We start from the raw sequence: 21,241 nt of genomic DNA, 5'->3' as shown, positions 1-21,241 counted from the left end.
CGTCAAATCTAGGACGCAGATCGCCACCCTTCCAGTCGCATCTTTTCACCCTTTCGCAAGTGGGCGGGGCCTTGCGCGTGAACGGATGAAACAAAGGGGCCCGAAGGCCCCTTTTTCATTGTTCCGGCAGAAGGATGTCGCGTTTGCCCACATGGTTGGCCGGGGTGACGACGCCCTGCTCCTCCATCTGCTCCACCAGCTTGGCGGCCTTGTTGTATCCGACGCCCAGCTTGCGCTGGATATAGGAGGTGGAGCATTTGCGGTCCTTGGCGACCACGGCCACCGCCTGATCGTAAAGCGAATCCTCGCCGTCCGTGTTGCCGCCCAGACCCAGAACCGCGTCGATGTCCGAGGCGCTGTCGTCGTCCGGCCCTTCGACCACGCCCGACATGTAGCTGGGCGGTCCGAAGGATTTGAGGTGGTTGACGATCTCCTCCACTTCCTCGTCCGATACGAACGGCCCGTGGATGCGGGTGATCTTCGATCCGCCGGCCATATAGAGCATGTCGCCCATGCCCAGAAGCTGTTCGGCCCCTTGTTCGCCCAGGATCGTGCGGCTGTCGATCTTGGAGGTGACGGAGAAGCTGATCCGCGTGGGGAAGTTCGCCTTGATCGTGCCGGTGATGACATCGACCGAGGGGCGCTGCGTGGCCATGATCAGGTGGATACCGCTTGCCCGCGCCATCTGGGCCAGACGCTGGATGCAGGCCTCGATCTCCTTGCCCGCGACCATCATCAGGTCCGCCATCTCGTCCACGATCACCACGATGAAGGGGATCGGAACGGGCTGGAACTCTTCCGTCTCGAACACCGGCTCGCCCGTATCCTCGTCGAAGCCGGTCTGGATGGTGCGCTTGAACATCTCGCCCTTGTCCAGCGCCTCGCGCACGCGGCCGTTGTAGCCTTCGATGTTCCGCACGCCCATCTTGGACATCTTGCGGTAGCGTTCCTCCATCTCGCCCACGACCCATTTCAGGGCGACGACGGCCTTTTTCGGGTCCGTCACCACGGGGGACAGCAGATGCGGGATGCCGTCATAGACCGACAGCTCCAGCATCTTGGGGTCGATCATGATCAGGCGGCATTCCTCGGGCGTCAGTTTATAGAGCAGCGACAGGATCATCGTGTTGATCGCCACCGACTTGCCCGACCCCGTGGTCCCCGCGATCAGGAGGTGGGGCATCTTGGCCAGGTTCGCCACGACGGGGTCGCCGCCGATATCCTTGCCAAGCGCCAGCGGCAGGCGGTGGTTGCCGTCGCCGAAATCGCGCGAGGAGATGATCTCGCGCAGGATGACCTTTTCGCGGATGGCGTTCGGAAGCTCGATCCCGATGACCGTGCGGCCCGGAACGGTGGACACGCGGGCCGACAGCGCCGACATCGACCGCGCGATGTCGTCGGCCAGCCCGATGACGCGGCTGGCCTTCAGACCCGGGGCCGGTTCCAGTTCATACATGGTCACGACGGGGCCGGGGCGGACCGAGACGATCTCTCCCTTCACGCCGTAATCGTCCAGCACGGATTCCAGCATCCGCGCGTTTTCCTCCAGCGCCTCCACCGACAGGGGGCGGCGGGTGATCGTGTCGGGGTTGGCCAGAAGCGACAGGGGCGGGAGTTCATACTCCTGCACCCGATCCTCGAACCGCAGGCCGGGTTGGGATTCGGCGCGCGCCTGACGCGAGGGGACGGGTTTCGCCACCGTCTGCTGCACCTTCGGCGGGGCAGGGGGGGCGCCGTCGAACTGTTCCTCGGGCCAATCGTCATCGTCTTCCGAGGCATAGGAGGCGTGAAGCGGGTCCAGCGCGTCCATCTCGTCGGCCCAATCCAGATCGTCCTCCATCCCCGGCGCGACGTAATCGTCGTGAAGTCGTTCGGCGGCGGTCGTCTCCGGTTCGTCCAGCGGGCTGCCGAGGCGCGGGATCGCGGCGGGCGGCGTCGGGACGGCGCGGGCGGTGACGGGCGGTTCGGCGGGCAGGTCGGCCGCGCGGCGGGGGGTGGCGATCAGCGGCTGCGGGCTGCGACGGCGGCCCGCGACGGGGGGTTCGCGCCGCTGCACCGCCGCCGTGATGGCCGAGACCGGGCCGCCCGACTGATGCGCGCGGGTGCGGATCACGTCGGAAATGCGGGCCTTGATGCGGTCTTCGGGTTCGGACTGCATCTCCACCCGCTCGGGCTGGGGATCGGGATCGACCACGCGGCGCATCATTTCCGCGCCGCGCGCCAGAAGGCCGCGCGGGGGGCTGGGTTCCTCGGGGCGCGGATCGGCGCGCAGGGGGCGCGGGGTGGGGGTGGCGTGCAGCGCGTCGGGGGTGCCCCAGGCCGCATCGTGCCGTTCGGCGGCGGCGCGGGTCAGATCCCCCACGCGCGATCGGGGCGCGGGAAGGTCAACCTCCACCTCGGTCGGCCGGGGGGCGGAAAACCGGGCGGCAAAACCGCGCATCGCGCCACCCAAGGCCGCCACGCCGCGGGGGGCGGGCGGCTCGGCCTCCTCGAACACGGCATCCTCGTCCCAGTCCTGCTGGACATGGGCGCGGCGGGCCTGACGCTGTTCCTGCATCGTCGCCGCCATCCGCCGCGCGCCCGAGGCCGACTGACCAAGAAGTCCCAGAAGCGTCGTGTAGGTCAGGATAAGCCCCACCAGCAGGAAACGGCAGATCGCCCGCACCTCGGCCATGGCAAATCCTGTGACGAACAGCATCGCGGCCATCAGCACAAAGCCCGAGGTCAGCGACAGAAGCTTCAGCGCGCCGCCCGTGGGCAGGGGCAGGATGCCGATCAGCGCGGCCAGAACCGTATCGCCGAACAGACCGCCCAAGCCGAACGTCTCCTGCCACTCCGCCCCCGGCACATGGGTGGCGGCGAACACGGCGGCGACGGCGACACCCAGCAGGGCGAAGACCGCCCGCCCGATGGCCCGTTCCGCCCCGCGATGCAGCACGAACCGCCCGCCCCAGACGAACAGCATGACCGGAATGGCCCAGGCCCCCTTGCCCACGACCACGATCAGGGTGGAGGCCACCGCCGCCCCGAACGATCCCAGCGTGTTCTGGACCGCCTGATCGTTCTCCATCATCCAGCCCTTGTCATGGGGCGAATAGCTGCCCAGCATCATGACGAACAGAAGGCCGAGGATGACGAGGCCGACGCCCAGCAGTTCCCGCCCGCGGCGGTGCAGCAATTCCTGCGTCGATTCGTCCAGAAGCGGGTCGCGCTGCCGTGCGTGATAGGATGCCATCGTCCTCAATCCTTCCCGTAAAGACAGTCGCGCAGGGTGGTCAGGCCCCGTTCCGTCGCATCATAGGGGGCGACCAGCGCCACCCGGACATACCCTTCGCCGGGATTCACCCCGTCCACCGTGCGCGACAGATACGCGCCGGGCAGGATGCGGATGCCGGTCTCTTTCCACAGCCGCAGCGTCGCGGCCTCGCCATCCGGCACCGGCAGCCACAGGAAGAACCCGCCCTCGGGCGTGCGATAGCCGGGGATGTCGGCGAACAGCCGGTCCGCCAGATCGAACTTCTGGTGGTAAAGCGCGCGGGAGGCGTCGACATGCGCCTCGTCGTTCCAGGCGGCGGTGGATACGGCCTGGATCGGAAGGGGCAGCGGTGCCCCGGCAAAGGCCCGCAGCTTGCGGATCTGGCGAATCCCCTCCGCCCCTCCCGCAACGAAGCCCGAGCGCAGGCCCGGCAGGTTGGAGCGTTTGGACAGCGAATGGAACACGAAGACCCGCTCGGGGTCGGCGCCGGTCCGGGCTGCGATCTCCAACGCACCGGGGGGCGGGGCGTCGCGCCAGATTTCGGAGTAGCATTCGTCGGCAAAGACGCGGAAATCATGCTTTTCGGCCAGCGCCAGCAGGTCGCGCAGGTAATCGGCGGACGCGATCGCGCCCTGCGGGTTGGCGGGCGAGCAGAGATAGGCGATCGTCACGCGGTCCAGCACCCCCGCGGGCAGGGCGGCGTAATCGGGCAGGAAATTCGTGTCGGCCGTGGCGGGCACGTAAACCGGCTCCGCCCCCAGGGCCAACGCCGCCATGGCATAGACCTGATAGAATGGGTTCGGCATCAGAATCACCGGCCGCGCGCCGTTCTTCGTTTCCGGCGACAGGGCGAGGGCCGCGTTGAACAGCCCCTCCCGCGTGCCGTTCAGGGCCATGACCCGGTCAGCCTCCAGCCCCACGCCATAACGCCGCCCGATCCAGCCGGTGATCGCGGTCAGTAAATCGGGCGTGCCGTCATTCGCGGGATACTGGCCGAACCCCGACAGCGACGCGGCCATGACATCCGCCACGAAGGGCGGCATGGGGTGCTTGGGTTCGCCGATCGACATGTGCAGGACCTCGCCCCCGGGGGCGTGGGTGTCCAGCAAACTGCGCAAACGCGGGAACGCGTATTCGGGTAGGTTCGAAAACCTTTCGGGAAACTGCATCGACTGCCTCGTGTTCGGGGTCTTTTGCCCCTTTTGTTCGCACGATAGCGGCAGTTGCGCGTCGGGTCCAGAAGTTCCCCTGCGATCAGTTGCGCACAAGGCCCGCCTGTATCCGTCCGGGCAGGAAAAGGCGTTCGGTCGCATAGCCCAGACGGAGCAGGCGTTCCTCCTGCAGCGGGGGGCACATCAGCATGAATCCGCAGGACGCCACCGACCCCGGCACGGTCAGCGAACACAGGCCCAGCATGTTGGCGATGCGGGTGTTGCGCAACGCCAGAAGATTTTCCGAGGTGTAGTAATCCGCGTCGTCGATCAGCCGCTGCGTGTTGGGCGGCAGGATGGGGGAGGTGGGCATGACCACCGCGTCGTATCCGGCGGTGGCGCTGGCCCAATTGCGGCGGATCTGGTCCAGACGACGGACATGGGCGATGTAATCGGCGGCGTTGACCGCCCGTCCTGCCTCGATCCGTTCGCGGATGCGGGGGAACATCAGGTCGGGCTGCGCCTCGATCCGGTCGCGCCAGATAGCGAAGCCTTCGGCGGTGAACAGGGGGCCGGAGAACGACATCGCCTCGCGGATCGGTTCGAACCGCAGGGCGGTGACATGGGCCCCGGCGCCGCCAAGGCGCGACAGCGCCCGTTCGAAACATTGCGCGGGGGCGTCGCGCAGGTCTTCGGTCGCGACGGTGTCCAGAACGGCGATTCGCGCGCCCGACAGGTCCGATCCCGTCAGGTCGATGGGCCGCCGCCCTTCCAGCGCCGAAAGGAGGAGGGCGCAATCCTCCACGCTGCGGGCCAGGGGGCCGATCGTATCCAGCGATTCGCAGGAGGGGACGATCCCGTCATTCGAAAGCCGCCCGAACGTTGTTTTCAGGCCGACCAGATCGTTCCAGCACGCCGGCCCACGGACCGATCCCGCGGTGTCCATGCCGATTGCCGCCGCCGCCATGCCGAACGCGACCGAGGCCGCCGCCCCGGAGGACGATCCCCCGGCCACGGCGTCGGGATTGTTGATGTTGGGGGGGGTCTGGGTGACCGGATTGAGGCCGAGGCCGGAAAAGGCCAGCTCGCTCATATGGGTTTTTCCAAGGCAAACCAGACCGTTCAGCGTCGCCGTGGTCAGCACGGGCGCGTCGGTCTGGGGTGTGCGGCCGGCCAGAAGGGCCGATCCCGCCTCGGTCGGGATGTTGGCGGTGTCGAACACATCTTTCCAACTGATCGGAACGCCATCCAGCGGGCCGCGCCGCCGTCCGTCCTTGGCCCGGGTCGCGGCGGCCATCGCCTCATCCCGGGCGCGGTCGTGCGTGAGGCGGGCATAGATGCGCCGCCCAAGGTCGGATTCCGCCGCATCCAGAAAAGCTTCGGTGAGTTCGACAGGGTTTATCTGCCCGCTCTGGATGCCGCGTCCCAGCTCCGCTGCCGTTTGGGTTCGCCAATTCATCGCGTCATCCTACCATCACCCACACCGAACTATGTAAAATACCATAGATGATAGACAATCCCACCCCCCCACAGTTAAATCAATCCATGAAGACGCAAGCGGACATCGTGATCGTGGGCGGCGGGCTGAACGGTCCGCCCTTGGCGCTGGCCTTGGCACAGGCGGGGCTGTCGGTCGTGGTCATCGACGCGCGCCCCGCGCCCGACCGGGCGGAGCGGGGGTTCGACGGGCGGGCCTATTCCCTGGCCCTCGCCTCGCGGCGGTTGCTGGGGGCGATCGGCGTCTGGGAACGGGTGGCGGACCGGGTGCAGCCGATCGCACGCATCCGCACCGGCGACGGGCAGGTGGGCTTTGGCGCATCGCCCTTCGTGCTGACCTTCGATCAGGCCGAGATCGAGGACGGGCCGATGGGCTTCATGCTGGAGGACCGCTTTCTTTATGCCGCCTTCCGCAAGGCGATGGAGGCCGAGGCGAACATCACCCTGCTGAGCGGGGAGACGGTTGTGGCGCAGAGGGGGGGGGAGGTCACGCTGGCTTCGGGCCCCCGGATCGCGGCGCGGCTGATCGTGGGTTGCGACGGGCGGGGCAGCGGGGTGGCCGCGCGCGCGGGCATCGCACGGCGGGGGCACGATTACGGCCAGACGGCGCTGGTGACGGCCATCGCCCATGACCGCCCCCATGACGGCGTGGCGCATCAACTGTTCCTGCCCTCCGGCCCCCTGGCGATCCTGCCCCTGCCCGGCAACATGTCCTCCATCGTGTGGAGCGAGACGCGCGGGCTGGCCGAGGCGATCCACGCCCTGCCCGATGCCGAATATCTTCAGGCGCTGCGCCCGCGGTTCGGCGATTTCCTGGGGGAGATCCGGCTGGCGGGGGCACGGTTCACCTATCCCCTGTCGCTGAGCCTGGCCGAACGTTTCGTGGCGCCGCGCGTGGCGCTGGTGGGGGATGCGGCGCATGGGGTCCATCCCTTGGCGGGGCAGGGGCTGAACCTGGGGCTGCGCGACGTGGCGGCCTTGGCCGAGGTGGTGATCCAGGCCGCGCGGCGGGGCGAGGATATCGGGGCTACGGATGTGCTGGAGCGGTATCAGCGTTGGCGGCGGTTCGACACCACGGCGATGGCGTTGGGGATGGACGCGATGAACCGGCTGTTTTCCAATGACAATCCGGCGTTGCGTCTGGTGCGGGATCTGGGGCTGGGGGCGGTGAATGCCCTGCCCGGCCTGCGGCGCAGGTTCATCCGGCAGGCGGCGGGGGTGGCGGGCGACGTGCCCGTCCTTCTGGACGGGCGGCGGCCCTAATCCAGCTCGCGCGCTTCGGCCACCAGCATCACGGGAATGCCGTCGCGCACCGGGAAGGCCATATTTGCCTCGCGCGAGATCAGTTCGGACCGTTCCGCGTCATAGGTCAGGGTGGATTGCGTCAGGGGGCAGACCAGGGCCTCCAACATCCGGCGGTCGAATTGGGTCATTGCAGGCGCTCTCCCTCGGTGCCGCCCCGCAGGGCGAATTCGATCAGCGTGACCAGCGTTTCCCGTCGCGTGACCAGCGAAGGCGCCTCCAGCAGCGCCTGCTTGTCCTCGGGCGGGAAGGGGCACAGCATGGACAGGGAGTTGATCATCAACTCCGCCTCCGCCTCGTTCAGGCTGCCCCAGTCGGTGGAGAGGTCCATCGCCTGAAAGTAGCGTTGGAGCAAGGCCATGAACGCCTCGCGGTCGAAACCGGCATCGCCTTCGGCATGGCCCAGGTCGCGGCCGAAGCTGCTCCAGTCCACCTGCGCCGTGATATACGGGGCGTCTTCGGTGGCGATGGTGCCAAGGCGGAACCGCGACACGCCCGTCAGGGTGATCATGTAGCGCCCATCCTCGGTCTCGGAAAACCCCGTCAGACGTCCGGCGCAGCCGATGGCCTGATGTTTCTCCTTGCCCGATCCGGGAACGCCGCGCGGCTGCACCATGCCCAGAAGGCGGTGGCGCGTGGCCATCACATCTTCCAGCATCTGCAGATAACGCGGTTCGAAGACGTGAAGCGGCAGTCGGGCGCGCGGCAGAAGAAGCGCCCCCGACAGCGGGAAAAGCGGGATCGTATCCGGAAGGTCGGCGGCATTCATCATGGCCGGGAAGCTAGTCCGCGCGACCCGTTCGGAAAGGCGTCAGAGAAAGATCATCGACGACAGTTTGCGCCGCCCCTTCAACACGATGGGATCCTGCGGTTTCAGCGCGTCGAAAATGATGAAAAGCTGCGCCCGGGCCGCCCCGTCGTTCCAATCCCGGTCGCGGCGGAACAGGTCCAGAAGTTGATCCACCGCCTCCTCCACCTTGCCCGAGGCGTGGAGCGCCTGTGCCAGATCGAACCGGGCCTGATGGTTGTCGGGATCGGCCTCCACAGTGGCGCGCAACTCGGCCTCGGGGCCTGCGTTCGCGGCCTGACGGGCCAGCGCGATCTGGGCGCGGGCGGCCTCCACCTCTTGTGCGGTGGCGATCTTGGCGGGGGCGGCGTCGGCCGCGGCCTGCGCCCCGTCAACGTCGCCGGCGGCCAGACGGGTGCGGATCAGACCGCCATAGGCCTGCGCGTTCTCCGGCTCCTCCTCCAGAATGGCGGCGAAGGTTTCGGCGGCGTCGGCCACGGCCCCTTCGGCCAGCATCTGCTCGGCCGCCTCGATCGCATCGGAGAGGCCGCCATCCCCGGCCATCCCCGCCAGTTTCGCCACGAAGGCCTTGATTTCGGATTGCGGCAGGGCCCCTTGGAAGGCGTCGACCGGCTGGCCCTGAAAGAAGGCATAGACGGTGGGGATCGACTGGATGCGCAATTGCGCCGCGATCTGCTGGTTCTGGTCCACATCGACCTTCACCATCTTCACCTTGCCCTTGGCGGCGGTCACCTCCGCCTCCAACGCGGGGCCCAGCGTCTTGCACGGGCCGCACCAGGGCGCCCAGAAATCGACGATGACGGGCACCTCCTGGCTTGCCTCGATCACGTCGGCCATGAAGGTGGCTTCGGTCGTGTCCTTGATCAGGTCGCTTGCAACAGGTTTGGGTGTTTCGCCAAGACCGAACATCGGCTGCCTCCGTTTGGGTTTGGACCTATATGCGCGCCCGAAGGACGGACGCCAAGGGGATCACAGGTCGAACGTGGCAAAAACCGGAACGTGGTCCGAGGGTTGGGTCCAGCCGCGCGCGTCGCGCAGGACGCGGCTGGAATGGGCGGCGTTCGCGATGTCGGGCGTGGCCCAGATGTGATCCAGCCTGCGCCCCTTGTCCGCCGCGTTCCAGTCGGCCGCGCGATAGGACCACCAGCTGTAGAGCTTGCCGTCGGGGATGTCCTTGCGGGTGATGTCCACCCACCGCCCCGCATCCTGCGCGGCGCCCAGATGCTCCACCTCGACGGGGGTGTGGCTGACGATCTTCAGAAGCTGCTTGTGCGACCAGACGTCATCCTCGCGCGGGGCGATGTTCAGATCGCCCACGAGGATGGATTTCGCGGGCGGAGCGCCATGCGCCCAGTCCCGCATCTCGGTCAGGAAATCCAGCTTCTGGCCGAATTTTGCATTCACCTCGCGGTCGGGCACATCGCCGCCTGCGGGGACATAGACGTTGTGGATCGTCACGCCGTTTTCCAGCGCGGCCGCGACGTGGCGGGCGTGGCCCAGATTTGCGAAATCCCGGTCGCCCGCATCCACCAGCGGCAGCCGCGACAGGATCGCCACGCCGTTGTATCCCTTCTGCCCCCGCGCCACGATCCAGTTGTAGCCAAGCGCGCGGAACCCATCGAGGGGGATCTTGTCCACCGGGCTCTTGCATTCCTGCAGGCACAGAACGTCGGGCAGCTCCTCGGTCAGCAGGCGCAGGACCAGGGGTTCGCGCAGGCGGACCGAGTTGATGTTCCAGGTGGCAAGGGTGAAGGGCATGGGCATCTCCTGTTGGCAGCCATAAGCCATAAAAAAAGACCGGGCGAAAGCCCGGCCCCGGCATGTGCCAGCAAGGTCCAACAGGGAGGTGTCGCACCACAGGCGCGACATGACACAGATATGACGCGCCCGCCGTCCTGCAAGAGGCGGTCAGATCACCAGCCGGTATCCGCCGCTTTCGGTGACCAGAAGCCGCGCGTTCGAGGGGTCCGGCTCGATCTTCTGGCGCAGGCGATAGATGTGGGTTTCCAGCGTGTGGGTGGTCACGCCGGCGTTGTAGCCCCAGACCTCGTGCAGCAGCACGTCGCGCGGCACCACGCCCTGCGTCGCGCGATAAAGGAACTTCAGGATGTTGGTTTCCTTCTCCGTCAGGCGGATCTTGCGGTCCTTGTCGTCCACCAGCAGCTTCTGCGCCGGGCGGAAGGAATAGGGCCCAAGCTGGAACACCGCATCCTCGGACTGTTCATGGGTGCGCAACTGCGCGCGGATGCGGGCCAGAAGGACCGGAAACTTGAACGGTTTGGTGATGTAGTCGTTGGCGCCGGAGTCGAGACCGAGAATCGTGTCGGCGTCGGTGTCGTGGCCGGTCAGCATGACGATGGGGCACTTCACCCCCGCCTTGCGCATCCGGCGGCACAATTCGCGCCCGTCGGTGTCCGGCAGGCCGACATCGAGGATCACGAGATCATGGTGCCCCGCCTTGGCCTTTTCCATCCCGCCCGCGCCGTTGTCGGCCTCGAACACGTCGAAATCCTCGGTCATCACCAGCTGTTCGCTCAGCGCCTCGCGCAGATCGTCATCGTCGTCCACCAGCAGGATTTTCTTCAGGGCCGCCATGGAAACCTCCGTTCGTTGCCGTCACGATGTCACATCGGGGTGAACGGGACGGGGGGCAAGAAATGCGACAGAACTTCACGCGGACGTGTCGCCTGCGCAGGAATTGTTTCAATTCATGGCAAATTTCCCTAGATATGGGGGACTGTTCCCCGGAGGCGCGATGCTGTCCCTGACCCTGACCGAACGGATGGCGCGCGCCCGTGCCGATCTTCGCCTTGGCCTGCCGATCGTTCTGCAGGCCGACGGCCTGTGGCTGGCGACGGCGGTGGAGACGCTGACCCCCGCGCGGTTGGATGATCTGCGCGGTCTTGGCCGCATCGAAGTGGCGCTGACGGCCCGGCGGGCCGAGACGTTGCGCGCCCGCGCCTATGATGGTGACATCGCGCGGATCGGGGTGCCGGACGGCGCGGGGCTGGAGTGGTTGCGGGCGGTGGCCGATCCGGCGGGCGATCTTGCGCGGCCGATGAAGGGCCCGTTCCACAGCCTGCGGCACGGGGACGCGGCAGCGCATCGCGCGGCGGTGGGGCTGGCGAAGACCGCCCAGATGCTGCCTGCCGCGGTGATGGTTCCCGTGACCGCGGCCCCCCCCGATCTGACGCTTCTGGATGCGGGGGCGGCGCAGCGCGCGCTGGCGGCGGAGCATGTCCTGCACCCCGTCGTCTCCGCCCGCCTGCCCATGGCCGCGTCCGAGGCGGGGCGGGTCCACATTTTCCGGTCCGAGGATGATACGGCCGAACATTACGCCATCGAGATCGGCCGCCCCGACCGCGCCGCCCCCGTTCTGGCCCGCCTGCATTCGGCCTGTTTCACCGGCGATGTGCTGGGCAGCCTGAAATGCGATTGCGGCCCGCAACTGCGCGCGGCCCTGGCGCGGATGGGGGCCGAAGGGGCGGGCGTTCTGCTGTATCTGAACCAGGAGGGGCGGGGGATCGGCCTTGCCAACAAGATGCGCGCCTATGCCCTGCAGGATCAGGGATTCGACACGGTTGAGGCGAACCATCGCCTGGGGTTCGAGGATGACGAGCGCGATTTCCGCATCGGCGCGGGGTTGCTGCGGGAGATGGGGTTCTCCTCTGCCCGGCTGCTGACCAACAACCCCGCCAAGGTCCGCATGATGGAGGCGCATGGCGTGCGCGTGGTGGAACGTGTGCCGCTGCGCGTGGGAGAGACCGCGCAGAATGCGGCCTATCTCGCGACGAAGGCGGCGAAGTCGGGGCATCTGCTGTGAAGTGGGTGATGCGTGCCGGTCTGTCGGTCGTATTCGCTGTGACGATGATCGTGGGGATGCTGGCCGGGATGCTGGCATGGCGGTTGGCTGTTATGGCGCTGTATCCCAATTGCATTAGGATCTTCAGTCTCGAATGCGGGGTCACGATTGGCCTTGCGCTCATGTCCGGACTGGTCGCATTCGCCGCAGTGATGTTGAGCCGACGACTTGTGAAATGGGGAATGCCATGATCCGCGTGACCCCCATGGGCGCGTGGTTCGCTGGCCGTCGGTTTCCCTGCACCATCGGGCGCGGCGGCGTCACGGAGGCCAAGCGCGAGGGCGACATGGCGACCCCGCGCGGCGACCACCGGATCGTCGGGATGCTTTACCGTCCCGACCGGATTGTCGGGATGCCGGGCTGGGCGCAGCCGATCGGGCCGCGCGATCTGTGGTCTGACGATGTGCGGGATGCGGATTACAACCGTCCGGTCCGCGCGCCCCATGCGTTCGGGCATGAGGCGCTGCGCCGCCCCGATCCGCTTTACGACCTGATTCTGGTGGTGGACTGGAACATGCCCGCGACGCCGGGGCGGGGTTCGGCGATCTTCGTGCACACATGGCGACGTCCGGGGTATCCCACGGCGGGCTGCGTGGCCTTTGCGCCGCGCGACCTTTTGTGGATCGCGCAGCGGGTGCGCTGGGGCGAGGTTCTGCGCGTTCAGTAGGTGCGTGCGCCGAAGATGGCGCTGCCGACGCGGATATGTGTCGCGCCGTGGGCGATGGCCGTTTCGAAATCCCCGCTCATCCCCATGGAGAGGTTGAGCAGGCCGTTGCGTTCGGCAATGCGGGCCAGATGGGCGAAATGGGGGGCGGGGTCTTCGCCCTCGGGCGGGATGCACATCGCACCGATGACCGGCAAATCCAGCGCGCGGGCGGCGCGAATGAAGGCATCGGCGTCGGCGGGCAGGATGCCGGCCTTTTGCGGTTCCTCCCCCGTGTTGACCTGAACGAACAGGTCGGGACAGGCGCCGCGCTCCTGCGCCAGGCGCGCCAGACGCTGGGCCAGCGAGGGGCGGTCCAGCGTGTGGATCGCGTCGAACAGGTCCATCGCCGGTTTGGCCTTGTTGGTCTGAAGCGGACCGATCAGGTGGACGGCGACCCTGCCGAAAGTGTCGCGAAAGCCGGGCCATTTGCCCTGCGCTTCCTGAACGTAGTTTTCTCCGAAGAGGCGGTGGCCATCTTGCAGCACCGCCGCCACCCGCGCGTCGGGCTGGACCTTGGATACGGCGATCAGATGGACCGACCCCGCCGCCCGACCCGCGCGGGCTTCGGCCGAGGCGATTCGGTGAAGGATGTCGGAATAGGCCATGGTGCGCTCCCTTTGGCGATGTTTACCGCAGGCGGCGCGCAAATGAAAAGAGCGGGCGCAAGGCCCGCTCTTTCCAGGAACGATGATCCGGGTGGATCAGAAGTTCAGACGGATACCGACGTCGGCGACCGTTTGGCCTTTGCCTGCGGCGTCGTAGATCAGGTCGGTGTCGACCACGCCAGCGCGCAGCGAAGCGCCGCCGCCCAGATCGTAGTTCGCGCCGATGCCGAAGGTGTTCAGCTTGTCGTCGCCGAAGATGTTCTCTTGCTTCATGCGGTCACGACGGTAGAAGCCGTTCACCGTGGTGGCGCCGAACTGGTACGACCCGCTCAGACCCAAGGTGTAGTCAGCTTCGACGTCGCCGTCGGTTTCTTGGCCGTTCAGGACGCCCGAGAAGCCGGTCAGAACGTTGCTGTACTGGGTGTAGTAGGCTTTGACGCCGACGCCAGCGACATCGGTTTCACCGACGACGATGAACTGTTCGCCACCGTAGTTGCCGCCGCCGAAGGCGCTTGCGTTGCCTTCGTAGCTGCCGTTGTTCAGGTAGCCGAGGCCCAGTTTGTAGTTGTCGCCCGAGTAGCCGACAGCCATCGAGTAGGTGGCGTCACGATCGTCTTCGACGGTGATCGCGTTGCCGTCGAGGTCGTTTTCACCGGTTTCCAGCGGCGTCAGGCCGAACTGACGCGAGCCGTCGGTCATGCCGACGTGGAACTCGAAGCCACCGACGGTGTAGGAGTACAGAGCGCCCGGGCCCTGGTCCAGCGTGCCAGCGCCGTCGCCGTTGATGTAGGGGATGTCGGCCAGGTCGCCAAGGCCGGAGAACCCGATGGCGTTCAGATCGCCGAAGGCTTCTTCCGCTGCGGAGTTGACGTCACCCATCGACAGTTTGCCGAATGCGCCGGACACCCAGACCGTGCCGCGTTTCGCGGTGTCGGTGCCGAACGAACCGCCCGAAGCCGAACCCGATGCCTGGTCAGCACGGAAGGTCGCGCCGAATTCCAGACCGGTGTCGGTTTGGCCGGACAGGTTGAAGCGAACGCGGGCGCGCTCGGAGAACTGCACGTCCTCACCGTCATACACCACACCCATACGTGCGTCACCGGTCAGTGCGACCTCGGCGGCAGCGTAGCCGGTGGTTGCGGCGAGGATCGACGTCGCCAGAAGAAGCTTTTTCATGTTTTTCCCTCGTTGTACCTTGAACAGGTGGCCCAGCCTTGTTGGGGCGGGCTTGCATCAACTTTTTGCGCCTTGACCCTCGTAAATCAACGACTAACGAAATGTCGGTTCTCGGTGGGGTTGTGGTGGTGCATGATTGTCACACCCAATTGACCGGCCATCCGGCGCCGGTCGGTCGCCAAAACCCTTGTTCCATTGGGGGCCGTCGGCTAGAGACGGGGGGGTAAGTAACGAGGGGATCGCATGACCTTGACGCGCAATGTCTTCCTGGCCGGGCTGGTCGTTCTTGCGGCCGGGTGCGGCAATCGCGAGGCGGCGGATCGGCAGCGCGAGGCCCTGGCCGCGCGGGAGCCGTATCAGAGCGATGTCGTCGGCGGTCAGCGGGGCGACGGCAATATCTGGCAGCTGTTCCGCAACAGTTCGGACCCCAATACGCGAATCGCGGTGAACAAATACATCTGGACCGCGTCCATGGATGTTCTCAGCTTTCTGCCGGTGCAGACGGTCGATCCGTTCTCGGGCGTGTTCACGACCGGATACGGCACGCCGCCGGGGGGCGGGCGCGCCTATCGTGCGACGGTCTATGTGCAGGATGCGGCGCTGGATGCGCGGTCGCTGCATGTGGCGTTGCAGACAAATGGTGGGGCGACGGTGTCGGCCGATACCGTGCGCGCGATCGAGGATGCGATCCTGACCCGCGCACGGCAGCTGCGTCTGGCGGACGGGCGGCGCTGACCCTCAGCCGTTTTCGCGCAGGATCGCCCCGGCGAGATAGAGCGACCCGCAGATGAGGATGCGGGCCTGCGGTTCGCCCGCCGCGATGGCGGTGACGGCCGCAAGGACGCTGTCGGCCTCGGTCGCGGCCAGTCCGGCCTCGGCGGCGGCGGCGCGCGTCTCGGCGGCGGGCAGGGTGTTCGGCTCGTTCGGGATGCCGACGGCGGTCAGTGTGTCGGCCACCCCGGCCAGCGGGCGCATGTAGCCCACGACATCCTTGGTGTTCAGCATTCCGCAGACCAGATGCGTCGGGCGTCGGGGCAGGGCCGCAAGCGTGGCCGCAACGGCCTGCGCCCCCGCCGGGTTATGCCCGCCGTCCAGCCACATTTCGGCATGTGGCGCGGCATCCACCAGCGGACCATGGCGCAGGTGCTGCATCCGGGCGGGCCATTCGGCGCGGGTTACCGCCGCCTCGCACGCCCGTTCGTCCAGACCCAGATGGCGCAGCGCCGCCAGGGCGGCCCCGGCGTTCTGGATCTGATGCGGGCCGGGCAGGTTGGGCAGCGGCAGATCCAGAAGCCCTGTCTCGTCCTGATAGACCAGCCGTCCGCGATCGGCCTGCACATGCCAGTGTTCGCCATAAGCGAGGAGCGGCGCACCCAGACGGGCGGCGCGGGCCTCGATCACCTCCAGCCCCTCGGGCGCCTGGGGGCCGACGATGCACGGCACGCCGCGTTTCAGGATGCCCGCCTTCTCGCCCGCGATTTCGGCCAGCGTTTCGCCCAGATATTGCTGGTGGTCGATGGAGACGGGTGTGATGACAGTCAGGCGTGGCCGGGCGATCACGTTGGTCGCGTCCAGCCGCCCGCCAAGCCCCACTTCCAGCAAGGTGTAATCAGCGGGGGTGCGGGCAAAGGCCAGAAGGCCCGCCGCGGTCGTAATCTCGAAAAACGTGATCGGGTCCGTCCCGTTGGCGGCCGAGCATTCGTCCAGCAGGGCGGCCAGATCGGGTTCGGAAATCAGCGTGCCTGCAAGGCGGATGCGTTCGTGAAACCGCGCAAGGTGGGGCGAGGTATAGGCGTGGACCTTGCGGCCCGCCGCCTCCAGCCCGGCGCGAATCATCGCCTGGGTCGATCCCTTGCCGTTGGTGCCCGCGACATGGATCACGGGGGGCAGGCGGGTTTCGGGATGGCCCAGTTGCGCCAGAAGGCGGTGCATCCGGTCCAGGGTCAGGTCGATGACCTTGGGGTGCAGCGCCATCATGCGCTGCAGGATGGCGTCGGACGGCGCGCTCACTCGGCGGTGGGGGTTGCGGGCAGGGCGACCGGTTCGGGGGCGGGCAGATCGCCCTTCACCGCCGGGGGCTGGCCGGTCAACATGCGCAGGATCGTCACCAGTTCATCCCGCAGATCCTTGCGGTGGGTGACGCGGTCCAGCATCCCGTGATCCAGCAGGTATTCGGCGCGCTGGAACCCCTCGGGCAGCTTTTCGCGGATCGTCTGTTCGATCACGCGCGGGCCGGCAAAGCAGATCAGCGCGTTGGGTTCGGAAATTTGCACATCGCCCAGCATGGCATAGGACGCCGTGACCCCGCCCGTGGTCGGGTGGGTCAGCACGACGATATAGGGCAGGTTCGCTTCCTTCAGCATCTGCACCGCGACCGTGGTGCGCGGCATCTGCATCAAGGACAGGATGCCTTCCTGCATCCGTGCGCCCCCGGCGGCGGAAAACAGGACCAGGGGACGGTTCAGCTTCACCGCGCGTTCGGCGGCGGCGACGATGGCGTTGCCCACATACATGCCCATCGATCCGGCCATGAAGGCGAAGTTCTGCGCGGCGGCGACCACGGGGGTGCGGGCGATCTCCCCCTCAACCACCAGCATGGCCTCTTTTTCGGCCGTGGATTTCTGCGCGGCGCGCAGACGGTCGGGATATTTCTTCTGGTCGCGAAAATGCAGCGGGTCGGGCGTGGGTTCGGGCACCGCCACCTCGGCGAAGATGCCGCCGTCGAACAAGGCGCTGAACCGTTCACGCGGGCTGATCGCCATGTGGTGATCGCAATTCGTGCAGACGTTCAGGTTGTCGGCCAGTTCGCGGTGAAACAGCATCGTCCCGCATTCGGGACATTTGGTCCACAGGTTCTCCGGCACCTCCCGGCGCGAGAACAGCGAATTGATCTTCGGACGGACGTAGTTGGAGATCCAGTTCATGGGGCCGAGAATGCCTTTATTGGGGTCGCGCGGGTTGACCCGAGATAGCGTCCCCCCGCACGAAATGCAATTCTAGGCGTGCAGGGGCAGAAGGCGGATCATGTCGGCGGTCAGTTCCGTGCCGCCGGGCAGGTGGGCCATGGGCACCCCATTCACCAGCACGGTCTGGCCGGTTTCGTCCGTCGTGACCTCGATCACCGGGGTGTCGGCACCGGGGCCAAAGCGCAGTTCGATGAAATCGTCGCGGGCGTTGAAATCGGACAGGATGGCCGGATCGCCCGGCTGGCCTTCGCCCAGAACGAACGTGTCCGCGCCATCGCCGCCATGCCCGTAATCGCCCGGACCCAGATGCAGCCGGTCATCCCCCGCGCCGCCGTTCAGGAAATCCACGTCGCGGTCCTGCCCGCCGAACAGGGTGTCGTTGCCGTCGCCCCCGTCCAGCGTGTCGGACCCCGCCCCGCCCTGCAGCAGGTCGTCCCCCATGCCGCCGTCCAGCCAGTCGTCGCCCGCCCCGCCCTGCAGCGTGTCCTGCCCGTCGCCGCCCAGCAGGCTGTCGTTCCCGCGCCCGCCGAACAGCCGGTCGTCGCCATTCTGTCCGGCCAGCCAGTCGTCGCCCGCCCCGCCGCGCATCACATCCCGCCCCTCGCCGCCGCGCAGGATGTCGTTGCCCGCGCCGCCCAGAAGCGTGTCGTCGCCGTCGCCCCCGTCCATCTGATCGTCGCCGCGCCCGCCGATCATCAGATCGTCGCCCGCGTTTCCGGTCATCTGGTCCCGACCGTCGCCCCCGATCAAGGTGTCGTTGCCGCCCGCGCCGGTGATCAGATCGTCCCCTGCGCCGCCGACAAGATGCCGAGGGTCGTCCACCGGCGGGGGGGTGTCGCTGGATTGGGGCATCCCGTCATCCGCCAGCATCTGGTGCAGTGGCACGATGCGGGTCGTGTCCTCCTCCTCCGGGGAAAGGTCGTCGGCGGCGGCGTCGACATCGCTGGCCGATGCCTCGCGCGTGGCAAGGATGGCGTCCGCCGCGGCGCCGGCCATCACCGCACCCACAAGCCCGAGGAGCCCAATCATTCCCGTATCCTTTCCCGAAGATCGCGGTGTCAGCGCCTGTCTGGTATATCACTCTTTCCCCGGTCGGCACAGAAGGTTCCGGAAACGTTCTTTGCAACTGGTTAACGCGAAAGACCTTCCCTTTCGTGCGAAAATTCCGTATAGGCGCACATCCGCGCCCGTGGTTCATGGGCACGGTGCCAAGGGCCCTGCTGGACGACATCCTGGCTTGTGCCGTCAATCTTTCACCAAGGAGACATCCGGTGTCGATCACTGTCGAAGAAAAAAACCGCCTGATGAAGGAATTCGCAACCAAGGAAGGCGACACCGGTTCGCCCGAGGTTCAGGTTGCCGTCCTGTCGTCGCGGATTTCCACGCTGACCGAGCATTTCAAGACCCATAAGAAAGACAACCACTCCCGTCGTGGTCTTCTGATGATGGTCGCGCAACGCCGCAAACTGCTCGACTATCTCAAGGGCAAGGACGAAGGCCGTTACACGTCCCTGATCGGACGTCTGGGCCTGCGCCGCTGACCTTTCCGACGCGCCCCCTGCGGGGCGCGTCGCCGTTTTCGCACCGCGTGGCAGGGTCCGGCCGCACGGCAGAATCGCAAGGACCCCGGACGAAGCCCGTCCGGACGCCAAGCCGGGGGAGGGTCCTCCGGCCAGAACAGGAAAACACATGTTCAACGTTACCCGTAAGTCGATCGAGTGGGGCGGCGAGACGCTGACGCTCGAGACCGGCAAAGTGGCCCGTCAGGCCGATGGCACCGTCATCGCCACGCTGGGCGAAACCTCGGTCATGGCCAACGTGACCTTTGCCAAGCAGCAAAAGCCGGGGCAGGATTTCTTTCCGCTGACCGTGCATTACCAAGAAAAATACTACGCCGCGGGCAAGATCCCCGGCGGCTTCTTCAAGCGTGAAGCCCGCCCGTCCGAAAAAGAGACGCTGGTGTCGCGCCTGATCGACCGTCCGTGCCGCCCGCTGTTCGTCGATGGCTTCAAGAACGAAGTCCTCGTGATGTGCACCGTGCTGAGCCACGATCTGGAAAACGAGCCGGACATCCTGGCGATGATCGCCGCTTCGGCCGCGCTGACGATTTCGGGCGTGCCGTTCATGGGCCCGATCGCGGCGGCCCGCGTCGGGTTCGTCAACGGCGAATACACGCTGAACCCGCCGGTCGATGACATGCAAGGCCTGCGCAACAACCCCGAACAACGTCTGGACCTGGTCGTCGCCGGCACCAAGAACGCCGTGATGATGGTGGAATCGGAAGCCTACGAGCTGACCGAGGCCGAGATGCTGGGCGCGGTGAAGTTCGGGCATGACGCGATGCAGCCGGTGATCGACATGATCATCGACCTGGCCGAAGACGCCGCGAAAGAGCCGTTCGACTTCCAGCCCGCCGACTATTCCAAGCTTTACGCCAAGGTGAAGAAGGCCGGCGAGAAGCAGATGCGCGCCGCCTTCGCCATCCGCGACAAGGGCGAGCGGGTCGATGCCATCGCCGCCGCCCGCGCCGCCGTCAAGGACGCGCTGAGCGAGGACGAACTGGCCGACATCAACCTCGGCTCGGCGTTCAAGAAGCTGGAATCGTCCATCCTGCGCGGCGATGTCGTCAAGAACGGCACCCGCATCGACGGGCGCGACACCACGACCGTGCGTCAGATCACGTCGGAAACCGGCATCCTGCCGCGCACCCACGGGTCGGCGCTGTTCACCCGTGGCGAGACGCAGGCGCTGGTCGTGACCACGCTGGGCACGGGCGAGGATGAGCAGATCATCGACGCGCTGCACGGCAATTCGCGCTCCAACTTCCTGCTGCACTACAACTTCCCCCCCTATTCGGTGGGCGAGGTGGGTCGTGTGGGCAGCCCCGGCCGTCGCGAGATCGGCCACGGCAAGCTGGCATGGCGCGCGCTGCAGGCGGTTCTGCCGTCGGCCACCGACTTCCCCTACACCATCCGCGTCGTGTCCGAGATCACCGAGTCCAACGGCTCGTCCTCGATGGCGTCGATCTGCGGCGGATCGCTGGCGATGATGGATGCGGGCGTTCCGCTGAAGGCGCCGGTCGCCGGCGTGGCCATGGGCCTGATCCTGGAAGACGACGGCAAGTTCGCCGTGCTGACCGATATCCTTGGCGACGAGGATCACCTCGGCGATATGGACTTCAAGGTGGCGGGGACCGAGAACGGCATCACCACGATGCAGATGGACATCAAGGTGGCCGGCATCACGCCCGCGATCATGGAACAGGCGCTGGAGCAGGCCAAGAACGGCCGTCTGCACATCCTGGGCGAGATGGGCAAGGCCCTGACCTCGGCCAACGCCTTCTCCGCCTATGCGCCCAAGATCGAGACGCTGACCATTCCGACCGACAAGATCCGTGAAGTGATCGGATCGGGCGGCAAGGTCATCCGCGAGATCGTGGAGACGTCGGGGGCCAAGGTCGACATCAACGACGACGGCATGATCAAGATCGCGTCGAACGACGCGGATGCGATCAAGCGCGCCTATGACATGATCTGGTCCATCGTGGCCGAGCCGGAAGAGGGCAAGATCTATACCGGCCGCGTCGTGAAACTGGTCGACTTCGGCGCCTTCGTGAACTTCTTCGGCAAGCGGGACGGTCTGGTTCACGTGTCGCAGATCGCCAACAAGCGTCTGCAGCACCCCAACGAGATCCTGAAGGAAGGCCAGGAAGTGAAGGTCAAGCTTCTGGGCTTCGACGATCGCGGCAAGGTGCGCCTTGGCATGAAGATGGTCGATCAGGAAACGGGCGAGGAAGTCGCGCCCGAGGCGAAGGCCGACGAGGCCTGATCGGATTTGCGAAGGGGAGGGGCGCCGGAAGGCGCCCTTCTCTTACGTCGGCATGTCAATCATGCTACAGCGCTGTCAACGTTT

General features: G+C 66.6%; 19 protein-coding genes. 6 read left to right on the top strand and 13 right to left on the bottom strand.

The window, feature by feature from the left end:
* Window positions 1-115: 115 nt before the first annotated feature.
* The 3 genes from MU449_RS12325 to MU449_RS12315 all read right to left on the bottom strand — a co-directional run bounded on the left by MU449_RS12325 (window position 116) and on the right by MU449_RS12315 (window position 5,866).
* Window positions 116-3,235: a DNA translocase FtsK gene (locus MU449_RS12325; protein WP_244738500.1), complete on the bottom strand. Its 3,120-nt coding sequence runs from the start codon at window positions 3,233-3,235 to the stop codon at window positions 116-118.
* 5 nt (window positions 3,236-3,240) lie between these two features.
* The gene (locus MU449_RS12320; RefSeq protein ID WP_244738499.1) at window positions 3,241-4,425 is read right to left on the bottom strand and encodes an aminotransferase class I/II-fold pyridoxal phosphate-dependent enzyme; all 1,185 of its coding nucleotides are present in this window, start codon (window positions 4,423-4,425) and stop codon (window positions 3,241-3,243) included.
* An 85-nt stretch (window positions 4,426-4,510) separates the two neighbouring features.
* Window positions 4,511-5,866, bottom strand: a complete 1,356-nt coding sequence (locus tag MU449_RS12315) for an amidase (RefSeq protein ID WP_244738498.1) — start codon at window positions 5,864-5,866, stop codon at window positions 4,511-4,513.
* An 86-nt stretch (window positions 5,867-5,952) separates the two neighbouring features.
* On the opposite strand from MU449_RS12315, the gene MU449_RS12310 reads away from it, so the two are divergent.
* Window positions 5,953-7,167: an FAD-dependent monooxygenase gene (locus MU449_RS12310; RefSeq protein WP_244738497.1), complete on the top strand. Its 1,215-nt coding sequence runs from the start codon at window positions 5,953-5,955 to the stop codon at window positions 7,165-7,167.
* Here MU449_RS12310 and MU449_RS12305 read toward each other — a convergent pair.
* The 5 genes from MU449_RS12305 to MU449_RS12285 all read right to left on the bottom strand — a co-directional run bounded on the left by MU449_RS12305 (window position 7,164) and on the right by MU449_RS12285 (window position 10,609).
* A complete protein-coding gene (locus MU449_RS12305) occupies window positions 7,164-7,337 on the bottom strand; it encodes a Trm112 family protein (protein WP_244738495.1) in 174 nt (57 codons plus the stop codon). The genes MU449_RS12310 and MU449_RS12305 overlap by 4 nt on opposite strands.
* Window positions 7,334-7,978 carry an LON peptidase substrate-binding domain-containing protein gene (locus tag MU449_RS12300; RefSeq protein WP_244738493.1) on the bottom strand — a complete coding sequence of 215 codons (645 nt, stop codon included), beginning with the start codon at window positions 7,976-7,978 and terminating at the stop codon, window positions 7,334-7,336. The genes MU449_RS12305 and MU449_RS12300 overlap by 4 nt, the downstream gene beginning before the upstream one ends.
* 39 nt (window positions 7,979-8,017) lie before the next feature.
* The gene (trxA, locus tag MU449_RS12295) at window positions 8,018-8,923 is read right to left on the bottom strand and encodes a thioredoxin (RefSeq protein WP_244738491.1); all 906 of its coding nucleotides are present in this window, start codon (window positions 8,921-8,923) and stop codon (window positions 8,018-8,020) included.
* A gap of 60 nt (window positions 8,924-8,983) precedes the next feature.
* Window positions 8,984-9,772 (bottom strand): exodeoxyribonuclease III, encoded by a 789-nt coding sequence (locus tag MU449_RS12290; protein ID WP_244738489.1) that lies wholly within the window; start codon window positions 9,770-9,772, stop codon window positions 8,984-8,986.
* Between the two features lie 150 nt (window positions 9,773-9,922).
* Complete coding sequence (locus MU449_RS12285; protein WP_244738488.1) at window positions 9,923-10,609, bottom strand: response regulator transcription factor; 687 nt, start codon at window positions 10,607-10,609, stop codon at window positions 9,923-9,925.
* A gap of 160 nt (window positions 10,610-10,769) precedes the next feature.
* On the opposite strand from MU449_RS12285, the gene ribA reads away from it, so the two are divergent.
* Both ribA and MU449_RS12275 read left to right on the top strand, forming a co-directional pair.
* Entirely contained in the window at window positions 10,770-11,837 is a 1,068-nt protein-coding gene (gene ribA / locus MU449_RS12280) for a GTP cyclohydrolase II (RefSeq protein ID WP_244738487.1), read from the top strand.
* Window positions 11,838-12,063: 226 nt separating this feature from the next.
* On the top strand, window positions 12,064-12,543 hold the full coding sequence (locus MU449_RS12275) for a L,D-transpeptidase family protein (RefSeq protein WP_244738485.1): 480 nt from the start codon (window positions 12,064-12,066) through the stop codon (window positions 12,541-12,543).
* Here the strand turns inward: MU449_RS12275 and MU449_RS12270 are convergent.
* Both MU449_RS12270 and MU449_RS12265 read right to left on the bottom strand, forming a co-directional pair.
* On the bottom strand, window positions 12,537-13,187 hold the full coding sequence (locus MU449_RS12270) for a YggS family pyridoxal phosphate-dependent enzyme (protein WP_244738483.1): 651 nt from the start codon (window positions 13,185-13,187) through the stop codon (window positions 12,537-12,539). The two genes, MU449_RS12275 and MU449_RS12270, sit on opposite strands and share 7 nt — an antisense overlap.
* Before the next feature lie 96 nt (window positions 13,188-13,283).
* The gene (locus MU449_RS12265; protein ID WP_244738482.1) at window positions 13,284-14,363 is read right to left on the bottom strand and encodes a porin; all 1,080 of its coding nucleotides are present in this window, start codon (window positions 14,361-14,363) and stop codon (window positions 13,284-13,286) included.
* Between the two features lie 243 nt (window positions 14,364-14,606).
* Here MU449_RS12265 and MU449_RS12260 point away from each other — a divergent pair, with 243 nt between their 5' ends.
* The gene (locus MU449_RS12260) at window positions 14,607-15,098 is read left to right on the top strand and encodes a DUF3576 domain-containing protein (RefSeq protein ID WP_244738479.1); all 492 of its coding nucleotides are present in this window, start codon (window positions 14,607-14,609) and stop codon (window positions 15,096-15,098) included.
* Between the two features lie 3 nt (window positions 15,099-15,101).
* Here the strand turns inward: MU449_RS12260 and MU449_RS12255 are convergent, their stop codons facing one another.
* The 3 genes from MU449_RS12255 to MU449_RS12245 all read right to left on the bottom strand — a co-directional run bounded on the left by MU449_RS12255 (window position 15,102) and on the right by MU449_RS12245 (window position 18,358).
* Window positions 15,102-16,373, bottom strand: coding sequence for a bifunctional folylpolyglutamate synthase/dihydrofolate synthase (locus tag MU449_RS12255; RefSeq protein WP_244738477.1), 1,272 nt, complete (start codon window positions 16,371-16,373; stop codon window positions 15,102-15,104).
* Window positions 16,370-17,287, bottom strand: a complete 918-nt coding sequence (gene accD, locus MU449_RS12250; protein WP_244738473.1) for an acetyl-CoA carboxylase, carboxyltransferase subunit beta — start codon at window positions 17,285-17,287, stop codon at window positions 16,370-16,372. Before accD ends, MU449_RS12255 begins: the two co-directional genes overlap by 4 nt.
* A gap of 72 nt (window positions 17,288-17,359) precedes the next feature.
* Window positions 17,360-18,358 (bottom strand): calcium-binding protein, encoded by a 999-nt coding sequence (locus MU449_RS12245; RefSeq protein ID WP_244738472.1) that lies wholly within the window; start codon window positions 18,356-18,358, stop codon window positions 17,360-17,362.
* A gap of 242 nt (window positions 18,359-18,600) precedes the next feature.
* Between MU449_RS12245 and rpsO the strand changes: the two genes are divergently transcribed.
* Complete coding sequence (gene rpsO / locus MU449_RS12240) at window positions 18,601-18,870, top strand: 30S ribosomal protein S15 (protein ID WP_244739068.1); 270 nt, start codon at window positions 18,601-18,603, stop codon at window positions 18,868-18,870.
* Window positions 18,871-19,018: 148 nt separating this feature from the next.
* Window positions 19,019-21,157, top strand: a complete 2,139-nt coding sequence (gene pnp, locus MU449_RS12235; protein ID WP_244738471.1) for a polyribonucleotide nucleotidyltransferase — start codon at window positions 19,019-19,021, stop codon at window positions 21,155-21,157.
* The last annotated feature ends 84 nt before the right edge of the window (window positions 21,158-21,241 follow it).

The organism is Falsirhodobacter halotolerans (assembly GCF_022899245.1).
Lineage (GTDB): Bacteria > Pseudomonadota > Alphaproteobacteria > Rhodobacterales > Rhodobacteraceae > Falsirhodobacter > Falsirhodobacter halotolerans.
The sequence above is the reverse complement of the archived record's forward strand: the minus strand, read 5'-3'. Positions and strand labels throughout refer to the sequence as shown.

Bases quoted from the DNA above. Each gene is read 5' to 3' on its own strand.
- MU449_RS12245 (WP_244738472.1), bottom strand. From the start codon at position 18,358: ATGATTGGGCTCCTCGGGCTTGTGGGTGCGGTGATGGCCGGCGCCGCG.
- MU449_RS12270 (WP_244738483.1), bottom strand. From the start codon at position 13,187: ATGGCCTATTCCGACATCCTTCACCGAATCGCCTCGGCCGAAGCCCGC.
- MU449_RS12265 (WP_244738482.1), bottom strand. From the start codon at position 14,363: ATGAAAAAGCTTCTTCTGGCGACGTCGATCCTCGCCGCAACCACCGGC.
- MU449_RS12320 (WP_244738499.1), bottom strand. From the start codon at position 4,425: ATGCAGTTTCCCGAAAGGTTTTCGAACCTACCCGAATACGCGTTCCCG.
- MU449_RS12285 (WP_244738488.1), bottom strand. From the start codon at position 10,609: ATGGCGGCCCTGAAGAAAATCCTGCTGGTGGACGACGATGACGATCTG.
- ribA (WP_244738487.1), top strand. From the start codon at position 10,770: ATGCTGTCCCTGACCCTGACCGAACGGATGGCGCGCGCCCGTGCCGAT.
- trxA (WP_244738491.1), bottom strand. From the start codon at position 8,923: ATGTTCGGTCTTGGCGAAACACCCAAACCTGTTGCAAGCGACCTGATC.
- MU449_RS12275 (WP_244738485.1), top strand. From the start codon at position 12,064: ATGATCCGCGTGACCCCCATGGGCGCGTGGTTCGCTGGCCGTCGGTTT.
- accD (WP_244738473.1), bottom strand. From the start codon at position 17,287: ATGAACTGGATCTCCAACTACGTCCGTCCGAAGATCAATTCGCTGTTC.
- pnp (WP_244738471.1), top strand. From the start codon at position 19,019: ATGTTCAACGTTACCCGTAAGTCGATCGAGTGGGGCGGCGAGACGCTG.
- MU449_RS12315 (WP_244738498.1), bottom strand. From the start codon at position 5,866: ATGAATTGGCGAACCCAAACGGCAGCGGAGCTGGGACGCGGCATCCAG.
- MU449_RS12310 (WP_244738497.1), top strand. From the start codon at position 5,953: ATGAAGACGCAAGCGGACATCGTGATCGTGGGCGGCGGGCTGAACGGT.
- MU449_RS12325 (WP_244738500.1), bottom strand. From the start codon at position 3,235: ATGGCATCCTATCACGCACGGCAGCGCGACCCGCTTCTGGACGAATCG.
- MU449_RS12290 (WP_244738489.1), bottom strand. From the start codon at position 9,772: ATGCCCTTCACCCTTGCCACCTGGAACATCAACTCGGTCCGCCTGCGC.
- MU449_RS12260 (WP_244738479.1), top strand. From the start codon at position 14,607: ATGACCTTGACGCGCAATGTCTTCCTGGCCGGGCTGGTCGTTCTTGCG.
- MU449_RS12300 (WP_244738493.1), bottom strand. From the start codon at position 7,978: ATGATGAATGCCGCCGACCTTCCGGATACGATCCCGCTTTTCCCGCTG.
- MU449_RS12305 (WP_244738495.1), bottom strand. From the start codon at position 7,337: ATGACCCAATTCGACCGCCGGATGTTGGAGGCCCTGGTCTGCCCCCTG.